Source organism: Gloeobacter violaceus PCC 7421 (genome assembly GCF_000011385.1).
Taxonomy (GTDB): Bacteria; Cyanobacteriota; Cyanobacteriia; order Gloeobacterales; family Gloeobacteraceae; genus Gloeobacter; species Gloeobacter violaceus.
Window position 1 is genome coordinate 3,807,042 of sequence record NC_005125.1, and the last position, 22,363, is coordinate 3,829,404.

Annotated in this window: 23 protein-coding genes; 4 read left to right on the plus strand and 19 right to left on the minus strand. The window is 62.3% G+C overall.

From position 1 onward, the window contains the following. Positions 1 to 4: 4 nt before the first annotated feature. Positions 5 to 976, minus strand: coding sequence for a PhoH family protein (locus GLL_RS18625; protein WP_011143600.1), 972 nt, complete (start codon positions 974 to 976; stop codon positions 5 to 7). Between the two features lie 26 nt (positions 977 to 1,002). Continuing rightward, positions 1,003 to 1,644, minus strand: coding sequence for a ribonuclease HI (rnhA, locus tag GLL_RS18630; RefSeq protein WP_011143601.1), 642 nt, complete (start codon positions 1,642 to 1,644; stop codon positions 1,003 to 1,005). A gap of 104 nt (positions 1,645 to 1,748) precedes the next feature. Between rnhA and GLL_RS18635 the strand changes: the two genes are divergently transcribed. Further along, positions 1,749 to 2,546: a Tic22 family protein gene (locus GLL_RS18635; RefSeq protein ID WP_011143602.1), complete on the plus strand. Its 798-nt coding sequence runs from the start codon at positions 1,749 to 1,751 to the stop codon at positions 2,544 to 2,546. A gap of 320 nt (positions 2,547 to 2,866) precedes the next feature. Here GLL_RS18635 and GLL_RS18640 read toward each other — a convergent pair whose 3' ends face one another. The 5 genes from GLL_RS18640 to GLL_RS18660 form a co-directional block, all read right to left on the minus strand. Then, positions 2,867 to 3,448, minus strand: coding sequence for a hypothetical protein (locus GLL_RS18640; RefSeq protein ID WP_164929335.1), 582 nt, complete (start codon positions 3,446 to 3,448; stop codon positions 2,867 to 2,869). Positions 3,449 to 3,458: 10 nt separating this feature from the next. Then, on the minus strand, positions 3,459 to 3,662 hold the full coding sequence (locus tag GLL_RS18645) for a hypothetical protein (RefSeq protein WP_164929336.1): 204 nt from the start codon (positions 3,660 to 3,662) through the stop codon (positions 3,459 to 3,461). 59 nt (positions 3,663 to 3,721) lie between these two features. Continuing rightward, entirely contained in the window at positions 3,722 to 4,012 is a 291-nt protein-coding gene (locus GLL_RS23805) for a polymorphic toxin-type HINT domain-containing protein (RefSeq protein WP_407919990.1), read from the minus strand. 137 nt (positions 4,013 to 4,149) lie between these two features. Continuing rightward, positions 4,150 to 5,880, minus strand: a complete 1,731-nt coding sequence (locus GLL_RS18655; RefSeq protein WP_011143605.1) for an iron uptake porin — start codon at positions 5,878 to 5,880, stop codon at positions 4,150 to 4,152. A gap of 30 nt (positions 5,881 to 5,910) precedes the next feature. After that, positions 5,911 to 7,140, minus strand: coding sequence for a choice-of-anchor tandem repeat GloVer-containing protein (locus tag GLL_RS18660; RefSeq protein WP_164929338.1), 1,230 nt, complete (start codon positions 7,138 to 7,140; stop codon positions 5,911 to 5,913). 130 nt (positions 7,141 to 7,270) lie between these two features. Between GLL_RS18660 and GLL_RS18665 the strand changes: the two genes are divergently transcribed. After that, a complete protein-coding gene (locus tag GLL_RS18665; RefSeq protein WP_011143607.1) occupies positions 7,271 to 8,578 on the plus strand; it encodes a TolC family protein in 1,308 nt (435 codons plus the stop codon). A gap of 3 nt (positions 8,579 to 8,581) precedes the next feature. On the opposite strand, the gene GLL_RS18670 is transcribed toward GLL_RS18665, so the two are convergent. From GLL_RS18670 to ispG, 4 genes are all read right to left on the minus strand, one after another. Then, entirely contained in the window at positions 8,582 to 11,851 is a 3,270-nt protein-coding gene (locus GLL_RS18670) for an efflux RND transporter permease subunit (protein ID WP_011143608.1), read from the minus strand. Between the two features lie 297 nt (positions 11,852 to 12,148). Beyond that, positions 12,149 to 12,832 carry a cytochrome c biogenesis CcdA family protein gene (locus tag GLL_RS18675; protein ID WP_011143609.1) on the minus strand — a complete coding sequence of 228 codons (684 nt, stop codon included), beginning with the start codon at positions 12,830 to 12,832 and terminating at the stop codon, positions 12,149 to 12,151. Positions 12,833 to 12,905: 73 nt separating this feature from the next. Continuing rightward, on the minus strand, positions 12,906 to 13,481 hold the full coding sequence (locus GLL_RS18680) for a redoxin family protein (protein WP_197530042.1): 576 nt from the start codon (positions 13,479 to 13,481) through the stop codon (positions 12,906 to 12,908). Positions 13,482 to 13,645: 164 nt separating this feature from the next. Next, positions 13,646 to 14,836 (minus strand): (E)-4-hydroxy-3-methylbut-2-enyl-diphosphate synthase, encoded by a 1,191-nt coding sequence (gene ispG / locus GLL_RS18685; RefSeq protein ID WP_011143611.1) that lies wholly within the window; start codon positions 14,834 to 14,836, stop codon positions 13,646 to 13,648. Positions 14,837 to 14,990: 154 nt separating this feature from the next. Here ispG and GLL_RS18690 point away from each other — a divergent pair, with 154 nt between their 5' ends. Further along, complete coding sequence (locus tag GLL_RS18690; protein ID WP_011143612.1) at positions 14,991 to 15,284, plus strand: ferredoxin; 294 nt, start codon at positions 14,991 to 14,993, stop codon at positions 15,282 to 15,284. A gap of 55 nt (positions 15,285 to 15,339) precedes the next feature. Here GLL_RS18690 and GLL_RS18695 read toward each other — a convergent pair whose 3' ends face one another. The 3 genes from GLL_RS18695 to GLL_RS18705 all read right to left on the minus strand — a co-directional run bounded on the left by GLL_RS18695 (position 15,340) and on the right by GLL_RS18705 (position 16,972). After that, complete coding sequence (locus GLL_RS18695) at positions 15,340 to 15,675, minus strand: YtxH domain-containing protein (protein WP_011143613.1); 336 nt, start codon at positions 15,673 to 15,675, stop codon at positions 15,340 to 15,342. Between the two features lie 2 nt (positions 15,676 to 15,677). Further along, on the minus strand, positions 15,678 to 16,718 hold the full coding sequence (gene acsF, locus GLL_RS18700; RefSeq protein WP_011143614.1) for a magnesium-protoporphyrin IX monomethyl ester (oxidative) cyclase: 1,041 nt from the start codon (positions 16,716 to 16,718) through the stop codon (positions 15,678 to 15,680). 98 nt (positions 16,719 to 16,816) lie between these two features. Beyond that, on the minus strand, positions 16,817 to 16,972 hold the full coding sequence (locus GLL_RS18705; protein WP_164929340.1) for a hypothetical protein: 156 nt from the start codon (positions 16,970 to 16,972) through the stop codon (positions 16,817 to 16,819). Positions 16,973 to 17,026: 54 nt separating this feature from the next. Between GLL_RS18705 and GLL_RS18710 the strand changes: the two genes are divergently transcribed. Next, positions 17,027 to 17,485 carry a GNAT family N-acetyltransferase gene (locus GLL_RS18710; protein WP_164929341.1) on the plus strand — a complete coding sequence of 153 codons (459 nt, stop codon included), beginning with the start codon at positions 17,027 to 17,029 and terminating at the stop codon, positions 17,483 to 17,485. Here the strand turns inward: GLL_RS18710 and GLL_RS18715 are convergent. The 5 genes from GLL_RS18715 to GLL_RS18735 form a co-directional block, all read right to left on the minus strand. Next, a complete protein-coding gene (locus GLL_RS18715) occupies positions 17,482 to 18,468 on the minus strand; it encodes an FG-GAP repeat domain-containing protein (protein WP_231848256.1) in 987 nt (328 codons plus the stop codon). The two genes, GLL_RS18710 and GLL_RS18715, sit on opposite strands and share 4 nt — an antisense overlap. Positions 18,469 to 18,676: 208 nt before the next feature. Then, positions 18,677 to 19,576 (minus strand): FG-GAP repeat domain-containing protein, encoded by a 900-nt coding sequence (locus tag GLL_RS18720; protein ID WP_231848257.1) that lies wholly within the window; start codon positions 19,574 to 19,576, stop codon positions 18,677 to 18,679. A 282-nt stretch (positions 19,577 to 19,858) separates the two neighbouring features. Beyond that, on the minus strand, positions 19,859 to 20,863 hold the full coding sequence (locus GLL_RS18725; protein WP_164929342.1) for an FG-GAP repeat domain-containing protein: 1,005 nt from the start codon (positions 20,861 to 20,863) through the stop codon (positions 19,859 to 19,861). A gap of 202 nt (positions 20,864 to 21,065) precedes the next feature. Further along, positions 21,066 to 21,950: an ROK family protein gene (locus GLL_RS18730; RefSeq protein ID WP_011143619.1), complete on the minus strand. Its 885-nt coding sequence runs from the start codon at positions 21,948 to 21,950 to the stop codon at positions 21,066 to 21,068. A 1-nt stretch (position 21,951) separates the two neighbouring features. Further along, a complete protein-coding gene (locus GLL_RS18735; protein ID WP_011143620.1) occupies positions 21,952 to 22,344 on the minus strand; it encodes a hypothetical protein in 393 nt (130 codons plus the stop codon). Positions 22,345 to 22,363: the final 19 nt, after the last annotated feature.

Sequence of the window (22,363 nt, forward strand, 5' to 3'; positions counted from 1 at the left end):
CGCGTCACTGTTTGCTCGCCTGGCTCGCTTCGAATTGTTCGTAGGCTTCGACGATGCGCTGCACGAGCGGGTGGCGCACGACATCTTCGCGGCCGAACTCGCAAAAGGCGATCCCCCGCACCCCGGAGAGGATCCGGCGGGCGAGGGCGAGCCCCGAGCGGCTGCCCGCGGGCAGATCCGTCTGGGTCGGATCGCCGGTGACGACCATCTTCGAGGCGTTGCCCAACCGGGTGAGCATCATCTTCATCTGCTCGGCGGTGGTGTTCTGGGCTTCATCGAGAATCACAAAGGCATTACTAAGTGTCCGGCCGCGCATGTAGGCGAGGGGAGCCACCTCGATGGTGCCTTTTTCCATCAGCTGCATCAGCCGCTCGGGTTCCATAAAGTCGTAGAGCGCGTCGTAGAGGGGACGCAGATAGGGACTGACTTTGGCCTGCAGATCCCCCGGCAAAAACCCCAGCCGCTCGCCCGCTTCGACTGCCGGGCGGGTGAGGATGATGCGTTCGACGCGCCGTTCCTGCAGGGCGAGCACCGCCTGCACCGCCGCCAGATAGGTCTTGCCGGTGCCCGCCGGACCGATACCGAAGGTGAGATCGTGCCTGACGATGGCCTGCACGTAGTGCCACTGGCCGAAGGTGCGGGTATAGAGAGGTTCGCCGCGACGGTTGACGGCCACCACGGTGCGCTGCAGACGCTGGAGTTCCTCGGTGCGACCGGTGCTCACCGCCCGCTCGGCACTGGAAAGATCGATATTGCCGATGCGCCTGCCGCGCTGCCAGAGATTTTCGAGGTTATAAATGATCTGCTGCGAGCGTTGGATCTGCTCGTCTGTCCCGGCAATGACCAGATCCTGACCGCGCAGGACCAGTTGGGCTCCCGTTTTTGCTTCCAGTAGACGCAAGTTTTCTTCGGCGGGACCGACCAGGTTGAGCGTACTTGGAATGTCGGGCAGGTGGATGGTCAGGCTGTCGGGCATGCAAAATTTCCGGGATGCCGCAGATCTTAACCTTCCAGCTGCACAAGCGACTCGGGAGGCAGTCCCCAGGCAGAAATCGTGTCCAATTCCTCCGCCCGGTTGCGGCATTTTTTGTATCGCGCCCCGGATACGCCCTGCACCAGCGCCTGGCAGGCGCTCCAGCCGGTCGAGCGGCTGAGGTGCCCGTCCACCAGACTCAGATAGGTCGTTCCATTGGTGGGCACAGTCCGGGCGCCAACGGCCGGAGCACCGCCGCGGGCTGCCGTCTGGGCGAGCGTGTTGGCCCGCTCATTCTCGGGGTGGCCGGTGTGGCCGCGCACATGCTCCCAGAGCACGCGCCCCCCTACCGCCCGCTCCAGCGCTTCCCACAGATCCCGGTTCTCGACGGGTTTGCCGGTGGAAGTGATCCAGCCGCGCCGCTTCCAGCCGGGCAGCCACTCGCTCATCCCTTTGATCACGTACTGGCTGTCGGTGAGCACTTTCACCTTGGCGTCCGCGGGTACGCGCGTCAAACCTTCGATGACGGCGCGCATCTCCATGCGGTTATTGGTGGTGTGCGGCTCGAAACCGAACACTTCTTCGTAGGTGCCCTCCCCCACGACCAGGGCCGCCCATCCCCCCGGACCGGGATTGCCGCTGCAGGCCCCGTCGGTCGCTATCCGAAACATCCGTACTTTCCACTGACAAACATTTCACACCATACCGGATCGGGCCGGTTGACGGTGGGACGGCCAGGGCGCACAGTAGAATCTGATCAAATCTGGATAAGCTCATGAAGCGCCGGGTGCAGGGATGGGCAGCGGCCATCCTGGTCAGTTCAATCGTCTGGAGTGGTGAGGTCCTAGCACTCACCCAGGCGCAGATTATCGAAAAGCTTAAGCCGGTAGTGCTCTTTACCGTCGCCACCGCCGACGGCAAACCGCTGTTGTCGCTGCCGCCGGACGGCTCCAAAGGGCCGCTGGTGGCCGGGGTCTATTTCTCCCCTCAGGACGCCGAGGCGTTCGTCGCCGCGTTCAAGAAAAAAGACGCCGCCCGCGGCGGCCAGTTGCGCGTGCAGCCGGTTTCGCTTGGCAACCTCTACCGGCTGCGCCTCGAAAGCCGCGGCACCGAGGAGGAAGTCACCCTCGCCTTCTTCGCAAACCGCACCGAAGTCGAGTGGGCACTGTCGCTATTGCAAGCCGCCGGGCGCAAACCCGAAGATTTGCAGGGGGCACCGCTGTTTGCCGCCACGGTCAATGCCGGCAAGAAACAGTACCTGACCCTCCAGCAGAACAACCGCACCGTCGTGCCGGTGTACTTCACCAAGCAGGAGATGACGGCCTTTATCGACCGCTACCGCCGCCAGCAAGCCAATGCAAACGTACCCGTAACCGTGGAAGTGCTCGATCTCGAAGGAATTCTAGAAGCATTGCAAGAACCCACCGATTCCCAGACCAAAAAGGTGATGCTCGTCACTCCCAAAGCTGCCCTCGACTACGCCCGCACCCAATCCGGCAGCCCAATTCCAACAGTGCAACCGCCCAAGTCCCCTCCCGCCGAGGGTCTTGCCCCGACCCCGGACCCGCACTAGCACTCAAGCTTGTTCTTTTGTTCAACAGATATGCCAGGAGTCCCGCGCTGTACCTGAAAGGTCAACGCCGGGAGGAATGGCATCTACAGCACGCTTCACCATCTCCTGCACAACTGGTGTGCAATGGTACACATGAACAGCGTCACGACCGTATCGTGCAAGTTGAAAGTGCTGCCCGAGCAGGCATCCAACCGACCGCCCCTCTTGCCGGGGAGCGGCCGCCGAGCGTCGGTGCGGAGATGAGTGTGAAGACACTGCGGCGTGAGCGGGTGTCCTGCTACACAGCACCACACCCGGGTACCGTTGTCGTAGTGCAGCTTCTACCGGGCGAGCCAACCCACCCGTTCAAGCAGTGCATCTCGAAAAGCCGAGTCGACTTGCCATTCGTCCGACGCGAAGCTGAGAAACCGATCTCTCAAAACCGTGATTCCACCGGCTTCTGCGATGAAAACTTGCATAAAGCCTGCGTGGCCGCCGATCCAAGAATAATCGTCAGTCGCACAGAAAGCTCCCCAACCCATCGACCTTCCAAACAACACGCTGTCCACATGTTTCAAGAATCCTGTGTCACATGCGGCTTCAAAACTTTGCTCGTCCCAAGTAGTTAGAACAGAATACCGGTGCGGTGGAATCGGCTCAATGTCTGTGATAATGGCAACTTCGTCACCGACTTCTAGCGCCGCCCGCTCGAGTGCCTTGAATTCAGTGGCATTGGTTATGATTCCATACAATCCGTAGGGCACGAGTACGGTCTCCCAGGCTTTATTCACAAAAGGTGTTGTCCGAACGCTTCGATCCAGAGAAGCAAGTTGGCTTTCGTCCACGAAGACAGAAGCGTAAGCGAGCCCAAACTTACTGTCGAATTCTGTTTCCGGTATGACCCCAACCTCTGATTTGCTCACGGTACGTTCCTCAGGCAAAGCGGATCTTAATCGTCTTTGAGCCAAATCCCTCGATTTGAATCGTCGGCCTGGAAGGTTGGGAGGAAAAGCCTCTTACCGAGGCTTTCATACCGTTTTCGAGTTCCACGGCGCGCACAACTCCTTTTGGGGTTTGGATCGTAAAAATTGGTCTCGCACCAGCGATATCGTCAAAAATTCGGTTTGCTTCTGCCAAACCTCCCCGCCGTTCGAGCTGAATAAGCGTTTTCGTCTCTTTGAGGGCATAGCTACCGCTTACAATCCGAGAAATAACTGGACACACGTTGTGTACCCAAGCCTGGGTGTCGCCAGCGAAGCAGAAGGTGCGGGGTCCCCCTCGACCTCCAGATTGTACGTCTTCCGTGTCTGCTCCTGTGCCGCCAGTCCGGCCACCCGCAGCCTCTTGCCCTCGGCCGCCTGCACTCGATCCCCAGGCTCCAAACGTTCCGCCGCTGTCCAGCCTTTGTTCTGGAGAAAGAACGGGTGCTCCCCGGGCACCGTCAGCGTGTCGCGCTCACCCTGCCTATCTGTTTGGCGCAACTCCAATCGGTAGACGGGCCGATTACTGAATCTCTCCTCAAGAAGTCAATAGCAGTTTTCGAATTTCGTGAGAAGGAATAGAACCTACATGACCGGCATAGCGGGCGCCGCTTCGGTGCAGCCAAAATCTCAAAGCGCAGTTGTCAAAAACTGAAGACCGCCCGCAGGATACCGACCGCCAGGCCGTTACTGCGGCTGGAATTGACCGGCTGCTCGATAAATTGCAGTATCGGTGTGAGGCTGAGCCGGTCGGTGAGCATGTGGCGGTAGTAGACCACGTAGTCGCGCTCGGTGCCGCTCGGCACCAGCGAACTGGTCAGCCCCGGTCCCACCAGACCAACGGCACTGCCCGAAAAGACGCGCAGCGGCTGGGCAACGGTGAAGCCGAGGGCGTTGCCGTCGCCTCCGAGATTGGGCAGGGTAAAGCCCAACTGCCAGGTGTTGAGGCTGATCGCCGTGAACTGCTCGTCGATGCTGGCCACCGGATAGACCGCGGTGGTCCCCCAGCCGTAGCGGCCGAAAATCGCGAAAGCCGGGATGATCGACCATTCGAAGTTCACCCCCAGCGACTGGGTGACGGTGTTCTGGATGGTCTCGGGCAGCGTCAGGGTATCGACGATGCCGCCTTGCTCGTTGAGTTGTCCGAACTGCAATTTCACCGAGGCGGCAGGGCCGGGGCGCACCTCGAACTCGCCCAACAGCGACGATTCACCGCCGAATAACCCGCCCGCACCGTACCCGCCGTAGGGGGCTCCAAAGGGGTTCACGTCGCGGCGGGCGTCGCCGGTGGCCGCCCCGGCGTTGGTGGATAGATAGATGCCCCGCAGACTGAACGTCTCGGAGATGTCCCAATCGAAACCCAGACCAGGCCCGAAAAAGACAAAAGTCAACAGCGGGCTGTTGGTGGTCAGTCCGCCGGTGAAGTCGAGTTCTTCGTTGTTGGCGAAGCTGTTGGCATCGAGGTATTCGGAAATCTCCAGGCGCGGGCCGAAGAAGACCCGGAAGTTCTGGCTAAAGAGCGGGAAGATATAGCGAATTTCGTCGATGGTGAAGCTGGAGGTGCCGTTGATGTTGATGCCCACCGTCGAGCCGTCGAAGGAAGTATTGTCGGGGCCGCCGCTGAAGATGAGCACGCCGATGCCGCTCGCGATCCCTGCGAGCGCGGCGCTGATGTCCTGGCCGGTAACCCCCCGCATCCGCAGCCGCAGTTCGTCCTGGCCGGTGAAGGTGGTGCGCAGGTTGAGGGTGGTGCGCGAAACGAAAGTGGTGTTGGCCGCCCGGATAGGAATGCTCACCGCGCCGAGCGCATCCCCCAGGGCGGCGGCGGAGGGGTAAGTTTCCTCGGCGGTCCCCGAGAAAATCGTACAGCCGGGACAACCGACGCCGCCGGAGATGCCCATCACCACCGAGCCGTCCATTTTGGTGACGGGGCTCAAGAGATTGGCTTCGATTGCACCGAGGCGCGTTTCGAGGCTTCCCAGGCGATCGGCGGCTCCCCCCAGTTCGTCTTGAAATTCCGCGCGCAGGCGCTCAAGGACCGCCAGATCGGCAGGCTCGGGGAGTGCCGCGCCCTCGGAGGCGATACGCGCTTCGAGCCCCACCAGGATCCGCTGCAACCAGTCGGCAAATTCGAGCCGGTTGAGGGGGCGGTCGCCTTCGAAGCGCGGCGGCTGCGCCAGGTCGAGCCGCTGGGCGATTTGGGTCAGTTTTGTGCGGCTCCAGGCGCCGGGGGGCACATCCGCCAGGGACCAGACGGCATTGGGAGCGTGCAGTTCGCTCTCCGGCCAAGCCTGGGGGTGGGCCGGCCGGCACCACCAGGACAGGCACAACAGCCACAACCAAACCCACCATCGGGCTGTCGCACCGGTCGGCACAGCGGGTCACTCCGAAAGCCAGAGGCCATTCTAGGGCGGATTGTCCCGGGAGGCGGCCGGAAAGCGCTCCCCCGGCAAGACGAACTTGAAGACGGTGCCTTGATCGAGCCGGCCGCCGTGGGCGGTGGTGCCGTACAGGTGACCGTCCGTGCCCTGCATCAGGGTGCTGACCGGATGGGAACCGTCCTCGCCGCCAAAGACATGCAGCGTCTTGAGGCGGCCCTCCAGGGTGATCGCAAAGAGCGTGCCGTCGCCGTCCTCGAAGATCGACAGTTTGCCCGCGCTGCCGCCCATCAGCGACGGCTTGCCGCCGTTGACGGTCGTGCCGTAGAGCCTGCCGTCCCTGCCCTGGATCAGCGAACCGTAGGGCCGCGAGCCGTCCACGCCCCGGAAGCTGTGCAGAGTCGTCATCTCCCCTTCTGGGGACAACTTGAAGATCGTGCCCAGGCCATAGCTGCCCCCGGCGACGGTGGTGCCGTAGAGATGGCCGTCGCCCGCGAGCATCAGCGCGGCCCGGGGGCTCGTGCCGGTGCTGCTGTCGCTGTCCTGAAAGGCATGGAGCATCGAGAAGCCGGCCGCGGCCGAAAAGCGGTAGACCGTGCCGCCGTTGTTGGGTCCGTCGTAGACCGTTGTGCCGTACAACTGGCCGTCACTGCCTTCCACCAGGCCGGTGAACGGGTCGGAACCTTCCTGGAGCTTGAAGGTGTGCAATGTCTTGAAGCGGCTGTCCGCTGCGAGGCGGAAGATCGTGCCCAGGCCCGGGGAAGCGACGCAACTGGTGGTGCCGTAGAAGTGGCCGTCGCGGGCCAAAAGCAGACTGGCGAAGGGATTGCCGCCGTCGTCGCCGTCAAAACTGTGCAGAGTGGTGAGCGCTCCACTCGGGGCTCTGCGGTAGAGCGTGCCGCGCCCGGCGGAACCCCCGGCGCTGGTGGTGCCGTAAAGGGAGCCGTCGGGGGTGATGGCCGGCCGGGCGACCGGGTGGGCGCCTTCCTTACCGCGAAAGCTGTGCAGGACTTTGAACTCGCCTGCCGCCGACAGGCGATACAGCGTGCCCTTGCCGTAGGCCCCGCCGGTGGTGGCGCTGCCGTAGAGATGCCCATCCCGGCCCTGGACGATGCCCGCATAGGGGGAGGAGCCGCCCCGTCCATCGAACTGGTAGAGCGTCGCCAGTTGGGCACGGGCAGTCGCCTGCAACGCCATCAGCAGACCGAGAGCACCGAGGGCCATCCACAGTCGCCTGTCTTGCCGGTATCGCTCCATCGCCGTCCGCCTGCACCGATGGCCACACGATATCAGCCGCGCAACCGCCACAGCAGTCGTCCATGCGACGCTTCCCAACCGGGCTGTGCGGAGAAGATGAACCTCAATCACTTCAGCAGGGACGATCAAGATGCATTACCGTCTGTATTTGAGCGGCATCGCTTTGCTGTGGGCCGGGATGAACGCCCTGCCCGCCAATGCCCAGGGCGTCCTGCCCGCAGGCGGACCCCTTGGGCTCAGACAGGCGCTCAGCCAGGCAGAACTGCGCAACCCGCAGCTGGTGGTTGCCCAGCGCAACCTGGGCATTGGGCTAGCCGGGATCACCGCCGCCGGGGCTGCTCCGAACCCGCAACTGACCGTCTACTGGGGGTTCGGCACGGTCTACACCGAGGACGGCAGCCCCCAGACAGTGGGGCTTTCTCAGAAACTGGAGACGGCAGGCAAGCGGCCGGCCCGCCTTGCCCTGGCCGACGCCCAGTACCGCCTCGCCCTTTTACAGTACAACGCCACACGCTTTGAAATCCGCTCGCAGGTGCGCAAAGCCTACGCCCAGTTCGCCGCGGCCCAGGCCGGCGGCCGCGCCCTCGAAGTGCAGGAGCGCCTCGCCCAAAGGCTGCTCGAAGTAGCCCGCAAGCGCAGCGCAGCGGGCGAATCGCCCAAAACCGACGCCCTGCAGACCCAACTGGAGGTCAACCGGCTCAAAACCCAACAGACCGAAGCCCTCGGCCGCGTCGAGCAGGCGCAGATCGCCCTGAGTGGTCTGTTGGGACGCGATCCGGAAGAAACCCTCGATATCGACGATCTGGGTCTATTTGAGCTGTCGCTCGAAAAAACTGCCCTGGTTCCTTTGCCGGGCGCCCCCGTGCCGCTGGTGGCCACCTTCCTGGAGCGGGCTTACCGCGCCCGCTTAGATCTGCAGGCGGCCGAGCAGCAGCGGGAGGTGGCCCGCCGCCAGCTGGCTCTGGCCCGCGCCCAGCGCGTCCCGGATGTGAATGTGGCGACTGGGTATCTGTTTACCACGCGCACCAACAGCGACCCCCAGGCCCAGGGGGTCTACGTGGGCGTGGGGATCGATCTGCCGGTCTTCTACAACAACCAGGGCGAAGTGAAACTGGCGGAACTGGCCGGCGAGCAAAGCAGCCTGCAGATCGATGCTCTGAAGCTGCAGATTGCCGTGGAAGTGCGCACGGCCTACCGGGCGCTGCTCAACGCCCGCGAGAGCCTGCGCCGCCACCGCAACCAGCTGTTGCCCGCCGCCCAGGACGTGGTACAGCTGACCCAACTGAGTTACGAACTGGGCAAGCGCGACCTGGGCGAGGTGGTCCTCGCCCAGCAGGCGGCCCAGGCGGTGCTCGAAAGCTATCTCGAAGCAGTGGTGGCCTACCAGGGCGCCTGGGCGGATCTCGAAAAAGCGGTGGGCGAACCGCTCGATGTCTAGATCTCAAGCAGGGGGCGGTTCCACCCGGGCAGGCTCGATCCCGGGACGCGGCTTCGGGGCGGCGCTATACTGCCCGAACAACTTCTGCAGGCGCTCCCACAGCGATAAATTCGTGCGGGGGGCGCTGCCTCCGGGGGAAGATCCGCCGCAGATCACCGGGTAGAGCACCGGCAGAGCAAAGAGCGTGAAGAACGTGCAGGTAATCAGGCCGCCGATGACGACGGAGGCGAGCGGCTGCTGCACCTCGGCCCCGGCGCTGGTGGCGGTGGCCATCGGAATAAAACCGATCGACGCGAGCAAGGCCGCCGAGAGAATCGGACGCAGGCGCTCTTTGGCGCCTTTGAGGGCCGCCTTTTCAGCAGACAGACCCTCGGCCTCCTGCATGGTGCGGATGGTGGAGACCAGCACGATGCCGTTGAGCACCGCGACGCCAAAGAGCGTAATAAAGCCTACCCCCGCCGAGACCGACAGCGGCATGCCCCTGAGGTAAAGCGCCACCAGACCGCCCACCAGCGAGAAGGGCACATTGAGGAAGATCAAGATGCCCGGCCGCAGGTTGCCGAAGGAGCTATAGAGCAGCAAAAAGATCAGGGCCAGCGCCAGCGGCACGAGAATCTGCAACCGCGAGAGGGCCGATTGGTAGTTTTCGAACTGACCGCCCCAGACCAACCGGTAGCCCTTGGGGGCGCTGATTTGCGATTCGACCGCCTGCTGGGCGGCGGCGACGAAAGATCCCAGGTCGCGGTCGCGCACGTTCATGCCGACGGTGATCACCCGCTCGCCCTCGCGGTGCGAAATCTGGGCGATGCCGTCGCTGGTGGTGATGTCGACCACCGCTCCCAACGGCACGATGCGGCCGTCCTCGGTGGAGACGGGCAGGCGCCGGGTGTCCTCCAGATCGCGCACGGCATCCTCGTCGAACTTGACCGCCAGACTGAAGCGCTGGCGCCCTTCGTAGATCGTGCCCACCACCTTGCCGGCGCGGGTCGCTTCGATGGTGTCGAGCACCTCGCGCACGTTGATGCCGTACTGGGCAAGCCTCTGGCGATCGACTTTGATATTGAAGACCGGCAGGCCGCGCACGGTCTCGGCACGCACGTCCGCCGCCCCTTGGACCTTTTTGATCACCCCGGCCGCCTGGCCCGCAAGGCGATCCAGTTCGTTGATCTCAGGTCCATAGATGCGCAGGGCAATGTCGAGACGGTCGCCGGAAAGCAGTTCGTTGACGCGCTGTTGAATCGGCTGGGTGTAGGCGACCGTCACCCCCGGTACGATGCCGGTGAGCCGCTTTTCGATCTTCTTGACCAACTCCGGCTGGGTCTTGGCGGTCTTCCACTCTTTTTGGGGCTTGAGGATGACCAGGATGTCGGAGTTCTCGGATTTGTTGGTGTCGGTGGCCAGTTCCGGGTGACCGGTGAAGGAGACGGCGGTGACCACCTCGGGAAACTCCTTGATCGCCTTCTCGAGGATCTTGGTCTGGCGGGCACCTTCGTCGAGGGAGGCGGCGGGCGGGCGGCGCATGTTGATCACCATCGACCCCTCCGAGAGGTTGGGGACGAACTCCGAACCCAACAGCGGCACCAGCGTCAGCGAAGCGACAAAGATGGCCGTGCAGACGGCCGAGACCGGCAGCCACTTGCCCATCAGCCAGGTGACACCCTTTTCGTAGCCCGGGCGCAGCCACTGGATCACTAGCGTCTCGCGCTCTTCGGGAAGCTTTTTGGAAAACGCGAAGTAGCAAGCCAGGGGCACCAGCGACAGGGTGAGCACCAGCGAGGCCACCAAGGCCAGAATCACCGTGAAGGCCATCGGCTGGAAGAGCTTACCCTCCACACCCGACAAACCAAAGATCGGGATGTAGACCACCGTGACGATCGTGATCGCAAAGGCCACCGGCTTGGCCACCTCCGCCGAGGCCGCTCCGATCACCGCCATGCGCTCTTTGGGAGTCTCGGGGCGCTGCTCGGAAAGCCTGAGGATGATGTTCTCGACCATGAAGACGGCACCGTCGACGAGCAGACCAAAGTCAATGGCCCCCAAGCTCATCAGGTTGCCGCTCACGCCGCCGATCACCATGCCGGTGATCGCCAGCAGCATCGAAAGCGGAATGATCAAGGCGGTGATGAGCGATCCCGGGATGTTGCCCAGCATGATCAGCAAAATGGCCGTTACCAGTAGGGCGCCTTCAATCAAGTTGATGGCGACGGTCTTGATGGCGGCGGTGATGAGCTGGGTGCGATCGTAGTGGGGGACGATTTCGACCCCTTCGGGCAACTCCTTTTGCAGTTCGGCGACGCGCGCTTTGACGTCTTTGATCACGCCGTTGGCGTTCTGGCCGGCGCGCATCAGCACCGTGGCCACCACCGTGCCGTCGGTGCCGTTGCGGGTGACCACGCCCTGACGCAGTTGATTGCCGATGACCACTTCCGCCACATCGCGCAAGTAGACCGGCGTGCCGTGGCTGCGATCGACGATCACATCGCTGATATCGCTGGTGCTGGTCACCAGGCCCTCGCCGCGGATGATCGTCTGCTCGCCGCTGCCATCTGTTGAATAGCCGCCGCCGGAGTTGGCGTTGTTGGTCTCAAGCGCCGAAAAGACCATCTGGGGCGTAATGCTGTAGCCCAGCATCCGCTCCGGGTCGAGTTTGACCTGGTACTGCTTGACGAAACCGCCCATCGGGTTGATCTCGGCGACGCCCCGGACCGATTTGAGGCGGGGGATCACCGTCCAGTTCATGATCGTGCGCAGTTCCATGGGCGTGTAACGGCCGTCGCCCTTCAGTTCGAAGACATAGATCTCCCCAAGGCCGGTGCTCACCGGACCGAGGACGGGCCTTTCAGACCCGGCGGGCAGGAGGCCCTCGGCATCTTTGAGCCGTTCGTTCACCAGTTGGCGGGCAAAGTAAATGTCAGTACCGTCCTCGAAGACGACCGTGATCTGCGACAGGCCGTACTTGGAGATCGAGCGCATCTGGTTGAGACGGGGCATGCCGGTCAGGGCAATCTCCACCGGAAAGGTGATGAGCTGCTCGATCTCCTGGGGACCCAGGGCGGGCGCTTCGGTAATCACCTGCACCTGCACGTTGGAGATGTCCGGCAGGCCGTCCAGGGGCAGCCGCATCACCGAGTTGATCCCGACACCGACGATCACCAGCAGCACCAGCAGCGCCAGCAGCCGCTGCTTGAGCGCCCAATAGATCCACTGAGCCAGAAAACCTTTGGGCTGAACCTGGGGAGAGCCGGCGGTTTCGGGCTGGTAGGCTGTCGTCATTGCGTCTTCCTCTTGTGCGGTAGCTTCAGGCGGCGGCAACGTCGGAACCGGTTCAGTGTCCATGCCCACGGAGGAACCGGCTCCCACGATACGTCTGATGTAATTTTACAAACATATGTTTCTCGAATATACAGTGAAACGTACATCCCCACCGCGATCACTTGCCGATTCTGGCGATAGCTACCATAGCGTTGCGTCGATGTATGGCATGGGTCCGAGCGGATGGTTTCTAAAGAAATGGTCGGCTGCGTCCCATTTTACGCAGCCGACCGGTCGTCAAAGATTGCAACAAACGAATTACAGTGTCGGCGTCGGCAGCAGGGGAGCAAGCCACAGCTGCACAGTCACATCCCAGCCCAGCAGAATCGCCAGGGCCGACGCGGCCACCGCGGCGCCTGCGATCCGCTGCAACAGCTCGCCCTGGGCGCGCAGCCCCAATAGCCGAGCGCTCAGGTAACGGCCGCCGTAGGCGAAGACCAGCATCGGCACCGCCGCTCCCAAGCCGTAGACCAGCAGCAGGCCGAAAGCTCCCGTCGGTTGTCCCCCCACCGCCGCCAGGGTCAAGATCGAACCGAGCACCGGCCCGGCGCAGGGAGTCCAGATCAAGCCAAGCTGGCTGCCTACCAGCAATTCCCCCCACAAGCCGTCCTGCTTGGGTTCCAGGGGCTGAAATCCCCCCAGGCGCGCCCACAGCCGCTCGCTCCGCTCCGGAAAGAGGGCTGCAAGTCCCAGCGCGAGCAACAGCGCGATGGCGGCGGTGCGCAGGAAACTTGCCAGCCCCGCGAACCACTCGGCGGTGACGCCCAACAGACTGCCCGCCAGGGCAAAACCGCCCACCAGCCCAATCACCAGCGCCACCGGCCCGAAGCGGTGCGAGCGCAGCGAGCGGCCCACCAGAATCGGCAACACCGGCAAAATACACGGCGAGAGCACGGTCAGAAAGCCACCGGCAAACGCCAGACCCAACGGTACAGCAACCATGATCGTCGGCTCCTGAGAACGAAGGTCAGGAAAGTCGGTGGACCGGCCCCCCGCAAAAGGGGGGCCGACCCTCCTAGGCGTCAAGCAGCGTGCGGATCACCCGCTCGGTGGTGTTGTAGGCTCCCTCGCCGATGTGGTCGTAGCGCAACCGACCCTGGCGATCGGCCAGGAACAGGTGCGGCCAGTACTCGTTGTTGTAAGCTTTCCAGGTGGCAAACCGGTTGTCCACGGCGTTCGGATAGGTGATGCGGTGCTGCTGCATCGCCCGCCGGATGTTCTCGATATCGCGCTCGTAGGCAAATTCGGGTGTGTGGACGCCCACGACCCGCAGCCCCCGCGCAGCATAGGTTTCGTGCCAGCGGACGACGTAGGGCAAGGTGCGCTGGCAGTTGATGCAGGCAAAGGTCCAGATGTGCACCAGAACGACACTACCCTTCAGGTCCGCTACTGTGAGCGGTTTGGGCGTGTTCAACCACTGGGTGATCCCTGTAAAGTCGGGCAGCGGTCCACGCAGGGGCAGGGGCGGAGCGGAGCCGGTCTCCATCGCCCGAACAGCGGGCGAATCGGCCCACAACCGGATACCCGCGGCGGCGGCGGCGGCTCCCAACAAGTCCAGCAGGGCGCGGCGGTTGGTTAATGCGTCTTTCATGGTGAGCTTCTCCTGCATTCCAACCGGATTACGGAAAAGCACTGCACTCGGATTGCCCTGCGGCTGTTGGGCACGCTTTGGACAGCAAAAACGGCGCCGCTGCTTGAAAATCGCTTGTAAGGCGCCCTCGCGTACTGCGGCCTCTACACCGGAGCGCAACCCGTTTACGGATCCACCCAGCGGCCATCGGACTTGATTAAATCAACCAGTGCCTCGACGCCGCGAGCTTCGGGCACCTTTTTGATCTCCTCGCGGCCCCGATACAGCGAGATCGTACCGGGGGTCTTGCCCACGTAACCATAATCCGCGTCGGCCATCTCACCGGGGCCGTTGACGATGCAGCCCATTACGGCGATGTTGAGGCCGGTGAGGTGGCGGGTCGCCTCGCGCACCCGGTGCAGAACGGTCTCGAGGTTAAACAGCGTCCGCCCGCAACTGGGGCAGGCGACGTACTCGACCATCGTCCGCCTGAGGCCCAGGGCCTGCAGGATACCGTAGCAGACCGGAATTTCTTTGAGCGGATCTTCGGTGAGCGAAACGCGAATCGTATCGCCGATGCCGTCAGCCAACAGCGTCGCGATCCCGGCGGTCGATTTGATGCGGCCGTACTCGCCGTCGCCCGCCTCGGTGACCCCGAGGTGAAAGGGATAGTGCATCCCCCGGGCGTCGAGCAGCTTGGCCGCCAGGCGATAGACCGCGATCATCACCGGCACGCGCGAGGCTTTGAGGGAAATTACCAGATTGTGATAGCCCAGCTGCTCGCAAATCTCGACAAATTCGACGGCCGATTGGACCATGCCCTCGGGGGTGTCGCCATGGATATAGAGCATCCGCTCCGAGAGCGAGCCGTGGTTGACACCGATGCGCATCGCCTTGTCCTGGGCACCCAGGACATCCACCAGGGGCTTCAGTTCCTCGCGGATCTGGGCGCGGGCGCGCTCGACGTCCTCGGCGGTGTAGTCGCCCAAGCGCGCCCGTCGAAAGACGAACAATCCCGGGTTGATGCGCACTTTGTCGACGTGGCGGGCCACTTCCAGAGCGATGGGACCGCCGTCGTGGTGGACGTCGGCGACCAGGGGCACCGGCCGGTAGGTGTCTTCGAGGGTCTTGCGGATGCGCTCGAGGGCGCGGGCGTGGGCCAGGCTCGGCACCGTGACCCGCACCAGCTCGCAGCCGGCTTTGTGCAGGGCGCGGATGGCCGCCACCGCCCCCGGGGTGTCGAGGGTGTCCTCGTTGATCATCGATTGGACAACCACCGGGGCGTTGCCGCCGATGGTGAGCGCCCCCACCTGCACCGGCCGGGTGACGCGGCGCAAAGGCAACAGAGCGGGAGTGACCGGGTCGAGGGTTTGCATGGTGAATGAAGTGGTGCGCTGCTTTCAGATTGACACGATTTTGCCTGAGGATCAGGTGAGAAAAAATACCTAGAAGCGCCCACTGATCCCGATCGGGCTTATGGTACCTTGAGGAGTTGTGGCTTCTTAGTCCTCAATCGGGAGAACAACCGACATGGCAACTTACAAAGTAACCCTGGTCACCCCCAGTGGCAAAAAAGAGATCGACTGTCCCAGTGATGAGTACATCCTGGATGCAGCCGAGCGCCAGGGCCTGGACCTGCCCTTCTCCTGCCGCGCGGGCGCCTGCTCGACCTGTGCCGGCAAGATGGTGAGCGGGACGATCGATCAGGGCGATCAGTCTTTTCTGGATGACGACCAGATTGCAGCGGGTTATGTACTGACTTGCGTCGCTTACCCGACCTCCAACTGCTCGATCGAAACCCACAAAGAAGACGAACTCTACTAGGTTCTACCGACCGGACACAGGGGAGAGCCGCATTCTCTTCCCTGTTTTAGTGTCTTTAAGGCTCGACAGCCGGTGCCGGTGGAACCGTCTGACCGTTGTTGTCCGGTTTTGCCGAGGGCGGAGCCTGGATGGGTCTGCTGGCCTCGATCGCTTCGTTGAGCCTTGCAATCGTTTCATCGAGGCTGCGCCGGGCCGACTGCACCAGCCGGTCGACGCGTTGCTGGGCGTCCTCGGCCACTTCCTCGGCGGCTCCCGGTATGGTGGCGACCGAGCGCTTGAGGCGGCGGCGCGTCTCCTCGCCGGATCGCGGTGCCAGGAGCAACCCGAGCACACTACCCACAGCTGTGCCCAGCAAGAACCCGCCCACGAAGGCCCCGACCCTTCTAGCCACCGTCAGCGCACCATTTCGGGGGCCGGGGGCGCCACGGGTTTGAGCAAAAACAGTTGGGCAATGGTGCCGGCAAGGGCTGCGATCACCGGTAGGCGGGCCAGAGGACTTTTTCCCGAGAGCGCCTCAAGCTGCAAATTCAAGTCCGCGCAGCGATCGAGATGGCGCTGAAAGCGGGGATTATCCAGATCGAGAATCAGCGGAAAGACCTTGCCGCTATCGAGGTTGGTCTGCCGCAACACCTCCATCGCGTAATGCGAGGCGTCGAGGCCGAGGGCGCTGTAGAGGTTGTGGGGCTTGCGGTCGTTGAGGTACATGGTCAGGCAGAACGACAGCAAGAAAAAGCGGACCCACAGCCGGTTGATCGGACCTTTGAGCAGCTGCGGCTGGCTTTTGAGAATCAGCCCGAAAAAGTCGCCGTGGCGATTCTCGTCCTGGCACCAGTTCTTGAAGTAATTGAATAACGGGTGGATACGGTTTTCAGGGTGTCGCTCGAGGTGCCGGAAGATGGCGATATAGCGCCAGTAGCCAATCTTCTCCGACAGGTAAGTGGCGTAGAAGATGAACTTGGGCTTGAAGAAAGTGTACTTTTTCTGCTTGGCAAGGTTCGACAGATCGAGGCCCAGGTCGTAGTCGCCCATCGCCTTGTTCAAGAAACCGGCGTGGCGCGCTTCGTCGCGCGACATCGCTTTGAAACACTCGGCGAGCAGCGGATTGGCAGCTTTGAGACGGCGGGAAATTTCTTTGTAGAGCAAAAATCCCGAGAATTCGGAGGTGCAGGAGCGCTCGAGAAATTCGAGCATCAACGCGCGCCACTGCGGATCGATCTGGTGGGCTTGCTCCACAAAGCCCGCGTCGCGCTGGAAGTGCTCGCGGTTGTAGTCGGCCTGAAATTCGGCGAGCAGGGCCTCGAAGTCGGCTTCCATCGCCGAGATATCCAGTTTGGCCAAGGCTTCGAAGTCGGTAGTGTAAAACCGGGGGGTGAGCAAAGTTTCCCGCCGCTCAGACTGGGATGCGGTGTTCGCCTCGCGCAATGCGTCTACCATAATCTGCCCGTATCGCTAGCACAGTGCTAATCAGTCTAGCAGCAGCCTCGGGCAATTTTGAGCGCGGCTGTCGCAATGTTGCGGAGCCCGCTCGGCCATCATGGAAGGATGCGGTCGCCCGCGGCCGCGCTGATCGTTTTTTTGTCGTCGGGTGCCCAGCCTATGCGTGGCAATTTGCTCTTTTTTACCGTTTTGATCGTGTTCGTATTTGCCTTGGTGCTGATGTCCTCGCGCGCCTTCTTGCCCGCGGACATGAAGGCGCCGGCCCAGATGGATCCTTCCGGGTCCGTGCCTGCAAGCAGTGCGCCGTGAACAGTCTCCCGGAGGGCTACCACCTGCGCGCGGGCAAGACCCAGGACCGTGCACTCCTGCGCCGCTTTCTCAAGGAACTGCTCGGCGAATTGGGTGAAATCCCCGAGGCTCCCGGGACCATCGACAACCTGCTCGCGCGCGTCTTCGACGCGCGCCGCACGCCGCTCTGGTGGGCGATGCAGGACTCTACAGAGGTGGGCTGTCTGTGGTTGGGGCGGGCGTGGGACCAGTTCAGCGGCGCGCAGAGCACCTACGTCCACCTGCTGTACGTCCGCCCCGAGCACCGTCGCCGGGGACTCGGCCGCTTTTTGCTCGATTGGGCTTCGGAGATCGCCCGCACCCAGGGCGACTCGCAACTGCTGCTGCAGTCGCTGCCTGATAACACCGCCGCCCTCGGGCTGTACGCTGCAATGGGATTTCAGACGCGGGCGCTGTTTTTGAGCAAACCGCTTTAGCGCGGTCCTTCCATCTCCCAGTTGCGATCACCCACCGCCGGGAGTGCGAGTGAGCCCACAAACGTCGTACCGTCCAACAACCAGAGGGTGTTGGCTCCGGTAGTGTAGTTGCGCCAAATAATATCGGGTTTGCCGTCAGCGCTGTAATCGCCGAAGGCATTCGGTTCCCAGCCGACGTTTGGACTTACCGCGGGGAGGATGGCGGACGCACTGTAGGCGGGCCCGTCCATAAGCCAGATGCTGTTTGCACCGGTTTTGGTATTGCGCCAGATAATATCCGGGGTGCCGTTGTTGTCGTAGTCAGCGTCGCCACTACCGTAAATAACCCAATCGAGTCCCACCGCGGGCAAGGAAACGGTCGAGGTCAAAATGACGCCGTCCATCAACCACAGAACGTTGGCACCTGTGGCGAAGTTGCGCCAGACGATATCCGGACTGCCGTCGCCATTGAAGTCGCCCGCACCCCGGATGCGCCAGTTGGAATCAAGTTGGGCAGGTAAACTGACGCTACCAACGTAGGTCGTCCCGTTCATCAACCAGACAGAATTGAGGCCTTGCTGGGTATTGCCCGGCTGCACCAAGTTATTGCGCCAAAGAATATCAACACTGCCGTCGGCGTTAAAGTCACCGGTGGCGGCAATGAACCAGCCCAGGTTGCTGACGGACGGCAAGGAGACGGAAGAGACAAAGTTTGCCCCGTTGAGTAGCCAGACAGTATTGGCGCCGGTGGTGTAGTTGCGCCAAACAATGTCTGAAGAGCCGTTGCCATCGAAATCACTGTTGAGCACAGCACCCCCACCAATCAACTCTAAAGCGGCCTTGGCAGCACTGACCTCACTATCCGGCTGCAGGGCAGGACCTTGAGCCGGCTCGGGAATCGGGCCTGTGACGACGGCGGAAGCCGGAAGCGCCAGAACGGCAGCAAGGGCGAGGGACAAATAAGACAACCTATTTCGATGCATCTCGATATCCTGCTCACTCAACGGATCGGAGATATTATCTAACGAAATCGAAAATTATGTAAACAGTTTGAAATACACCAGCGGACCACAACGGCGCCCTGTTCGTTGATCCTCCCATGACAGCGATCCGTCCCAAATCTGGGAGGAGACCACAGTCCCCCAGCGTGCAGCGCCATGATCGCAACGCATTTATATCTATTTGGCCACTATTGCACCCTTCCGCCTGAACCTAGCGAGGGCCGACCATTTTCCAGCGCAGCTCTCCGACGGCGGGCAGTGCCACGGTTTGAACAAGAGCAGTGCCGTTCATCAGCCAGATGGTGTTGGCGCCGGTTTGGTTGTTGCGCCAGACCAGGTCGGGTTTGCCGTCGTTGTTATACTCACCGACGGCGGAGATTTGCCAGTCGAGGTCTGAGACCGAAGGTATGGCGGCGGAAGTAGAGTAAGTCGTACCGTTCATGAACCAGATAGTATTAGCCCCGGTCTGGTTGTTGCGCCAAACGATGTCCGGGGTGCCGTTGCCGTCAAAATCACTGTCGCCGCTGCCGTAGATATTCCAGCCGCTTTCGGAGACCGAGGGAAGATTGATGATCTCGGTGACGAGCACACCGTTGAGTAGCCAGAGTACGTTGGCACCGGTGGTGTAGTTGCGCCAGATGATATCCGGGCTGCCGTCGCCGTTAAAGTCGCCCGCTCCCCGCAGGTGCCAGTCGCCTGTGACGGTCGAGGATAAGGCGGCACTGGTGAGATAGGTCGCCCCGCGCATGAGCCAGACGGAGACGCTCCCCCGCTGGGTATTCTCAGGGCTGGAACCGTTGTTGTGCCAGAGAATGTCTGTCTGGCCGTCGGCGTTGAAGTCGCCGGTGCCGGCGATGAACCAGTTCAAGTCGGAGACCGGCGGCAATGCGACGGTGCTCGTGTAGGTCGTACCGTTGAGATACCAGAGGACATTTTCGCCGGTCTGATTGTTGCGCCAGAGAATGTCGCCGCCGCCGTCGCCGTCAAAATCGCCGTCGGCCGCCGGGGTACCCCCCGGGACTGCGAACCAGGGAGCGTTGAAGAGCACACCATCCGGCCGCAGGGGCGAACCGCCTGCAAGTTGCCCTTGCAGCTCAGCAGCGAAACTCACCGAACATCCGGCAATCGCTGCGAAAAGCGATAGTGAGAAGACCAGCCTTTTGATACCCATAGCCTGTGCCGGGACGCGAGAGGGACGCTGGCATTATCGAATGTCTTCAGTCAGGCTGCAGAAAGAATCCGCAAAATATATGAGGCGCTATCACGCGATTGCCTGCGCTGTTCCCTCACGTGGTGAGAGCAAAAGTCCCGTCCGCATAGGTGCAATGAGCTGCTTTCACCAAATAAGCGTGAAAGCAGCTCAAAAAAGCATATCCGGTCGGACTCGCCCCCCTCAGCGCGGGCTCTCCAGCTTCCAGTCGGGGGAGGCCACGGCGGGTAGCGCAACCGTGCTGCCCAAGGCAGTGCCGTTCATCAGCCAGAGCGTATTGGCGCCGGTCGTGTAATTGCGCCAGACAAGATCCGGCTTGCCGTCGCCGCTGTAATCGCCGAAGGCGTTGAGCTGCCAACCCGCGTTGGGTACGACCACAGGCAAGGACACAGCCCCACCGAACGTGGTGCCGTTCATCAACCAGATGGTGTTGGCACCGGTCACTTCGTTGCGCCAGACAATATCCGGGCTGCCGTTGCCGTCGAAGTCACCGTCGCCGCTGCCGAAGATGTTCCAGCCTTGATCGCCCACGCTCGGCAGGGCCGAGGTCTGCAGCAAGTTGGCACCCTCCATCAGCCACAGGGTGTTGGCCCCGGTTACGTAATTGCGCCAGACAATATCCGGACTGCCGTTGCCGTCGAAGTCTCCCGCCCCGCGGATGTGCCAGTCGCCGTCGCTCACGCCGGGCAAATCGACGGTACTCAGATAAGTAGAACCGTCCATCAGCCAGACCACAATCCGGCCCTGCTGGGTATTGGTCGGACCGGGCTTGTTGTTGCGCCAGAGAATATCAGTATTGCCGTCGCCGTTGAAATCGCCCGTGCCCGCGATGAACCAGTTCAGATCGGTCACCGCGGGCAGGGTGACCGTCGAAGCATAGCTCGTACCATTCATCAGCCACAGAACGTTGGCCCCCTTGCTGGTACTATTGCCGCGCAGCCGCCAGACGATATCTGGAATGCCGTCACTGTTGAAATCGCTATTAAGCGCACGCAGAGACGGTACTGTCGAAGTGGTTGCAGCCGGGGCGGTGCGAGGTGCAATTTCCGGTGGAGCAATCAATCCCTCAGGTTGGAGGGTAGGACCGCTGAGGGCTTCAGGAGCCGGTTCAACGGCTCCGGCCATCGTCACATTCAGGGTTAATGCAGCAGTAAGCAGCGGCAGATAAACTAACCGTTTGGAATCCATAGCATTCATCCTTTGAGAGTGGGTGGCCAGGTGAGGCCAAATCCTTCAATCACTAAACTATGCAATTGCCCGTAGAATACATTGGCTGTTTTCAGTAAGTCAACACTTGCATCACGTCTATAAACCATTCTGAAGTTAATAAACATAACGTCGTCACAGCAACCCAGGCCGAAGCAGAGCTCTAATTAAGTAACGACAAAACTCAAGAAGTAAACGTTAGAAATGCCAGGCGCGCCGCGCCGATGCAACCTGCTTCGTTGCCGAGCTCCGCCTGCAAAAGTTGCAACCAGGGCCGCTTGATGATCGAGCGGCGGTCAATTTCAGCCTCAGCCTCGCTCAGGAAGTAGGGGCAGCTTTTGCTCACCCCGCCGCCAATCACCACCGCCTCCGGGTCGAGCAGGTTCACCAGACCGACCAGGGCGTAGCCCAGGTCGCGCCCCACCTGCCGCCAACATTCGAGGGCCTGGGGGTCACCTGCTGCCGCCCGCTCGCCGAGCACCGCGGGGTCAAGCCCGAAGCGGCGGGCGATGGCTGGGGCTGCGATAAATTGTTCCAGGCAGCCGCTGCTGCCGCAGTTGCAGCGCGGACCGCGCGGATCGAAGACCATATGGCCCAACTCGCCCCCCAGGCCGTGGGCACCGGTGAATAGTCGGCGATTGTGGATAAGGCTGCCCCCCACGCCCGTACCCAGGGTGATGAAGATGACGTGGCCGAAGCGGCTGGCGCTGCCGAGCCAGTTTTCTCCCAAACCGGCCAGGTTGGCGTCGTTGCCCAGCACCGTCGACAGGCCGGTCTTCTCCTCCAGCAGGCGGGCCATCGGCACGTCGCGCCAGCCGTCGAGGTTGATGCAGGTGTACACCAGCCGGCCGCCGACATCGACCAACCCCGGTACGCCCACGCCGAGAGCGACAGCTTCCCTTCCAGGATCGAGCACCGCCACCAGAGCGCTCAGGGCTGCGAGCACCGCCTCGGGGGTGCTCGGCCGGGGGGTTGCGATCGTGGCGCTCGCCAGTTCCCGGCCCTGTCCGTCGTAACGGCCGGCTTTGATGGCGGTACCCCCGAGATCGATGGCGACGACCGAGCCCATGCTAGGAGCCGGGTTGAGGGTTGAAGCGGCGGGGTCGCTCGATGCGCGGGCGCTCGGGGCGCTCTCCTGTCCGGTAGGGCCGCTCTGCAGCGGCGGGGGAATCCCCTTGCCGGTCGCGCCGACGGTTGGGATTGCGCTGGATGCGCGGCAGGCGCGGCTGCAGACCCTCGCGCCGCTGGCTGAGTTCGTGGTGCAGTGTGGCTGCATCCATGGCCGCGAAGGTAGACCAGCTGCGGTCGAGTTCGTCGAAATTTTCGTAGAGCAAGCGTTTGGGCGGCGATGGTGTGCCGCTCAACCCCCAGACAGCCACCACATGGTGCTCCTCGATGCGATAAGCCCGCATCACGAGGGTATCGTCCACCTTGCGCTCGCAGATCAGCAGCGTCGGTTTCATACTCCTGCCCAGAGTTCTC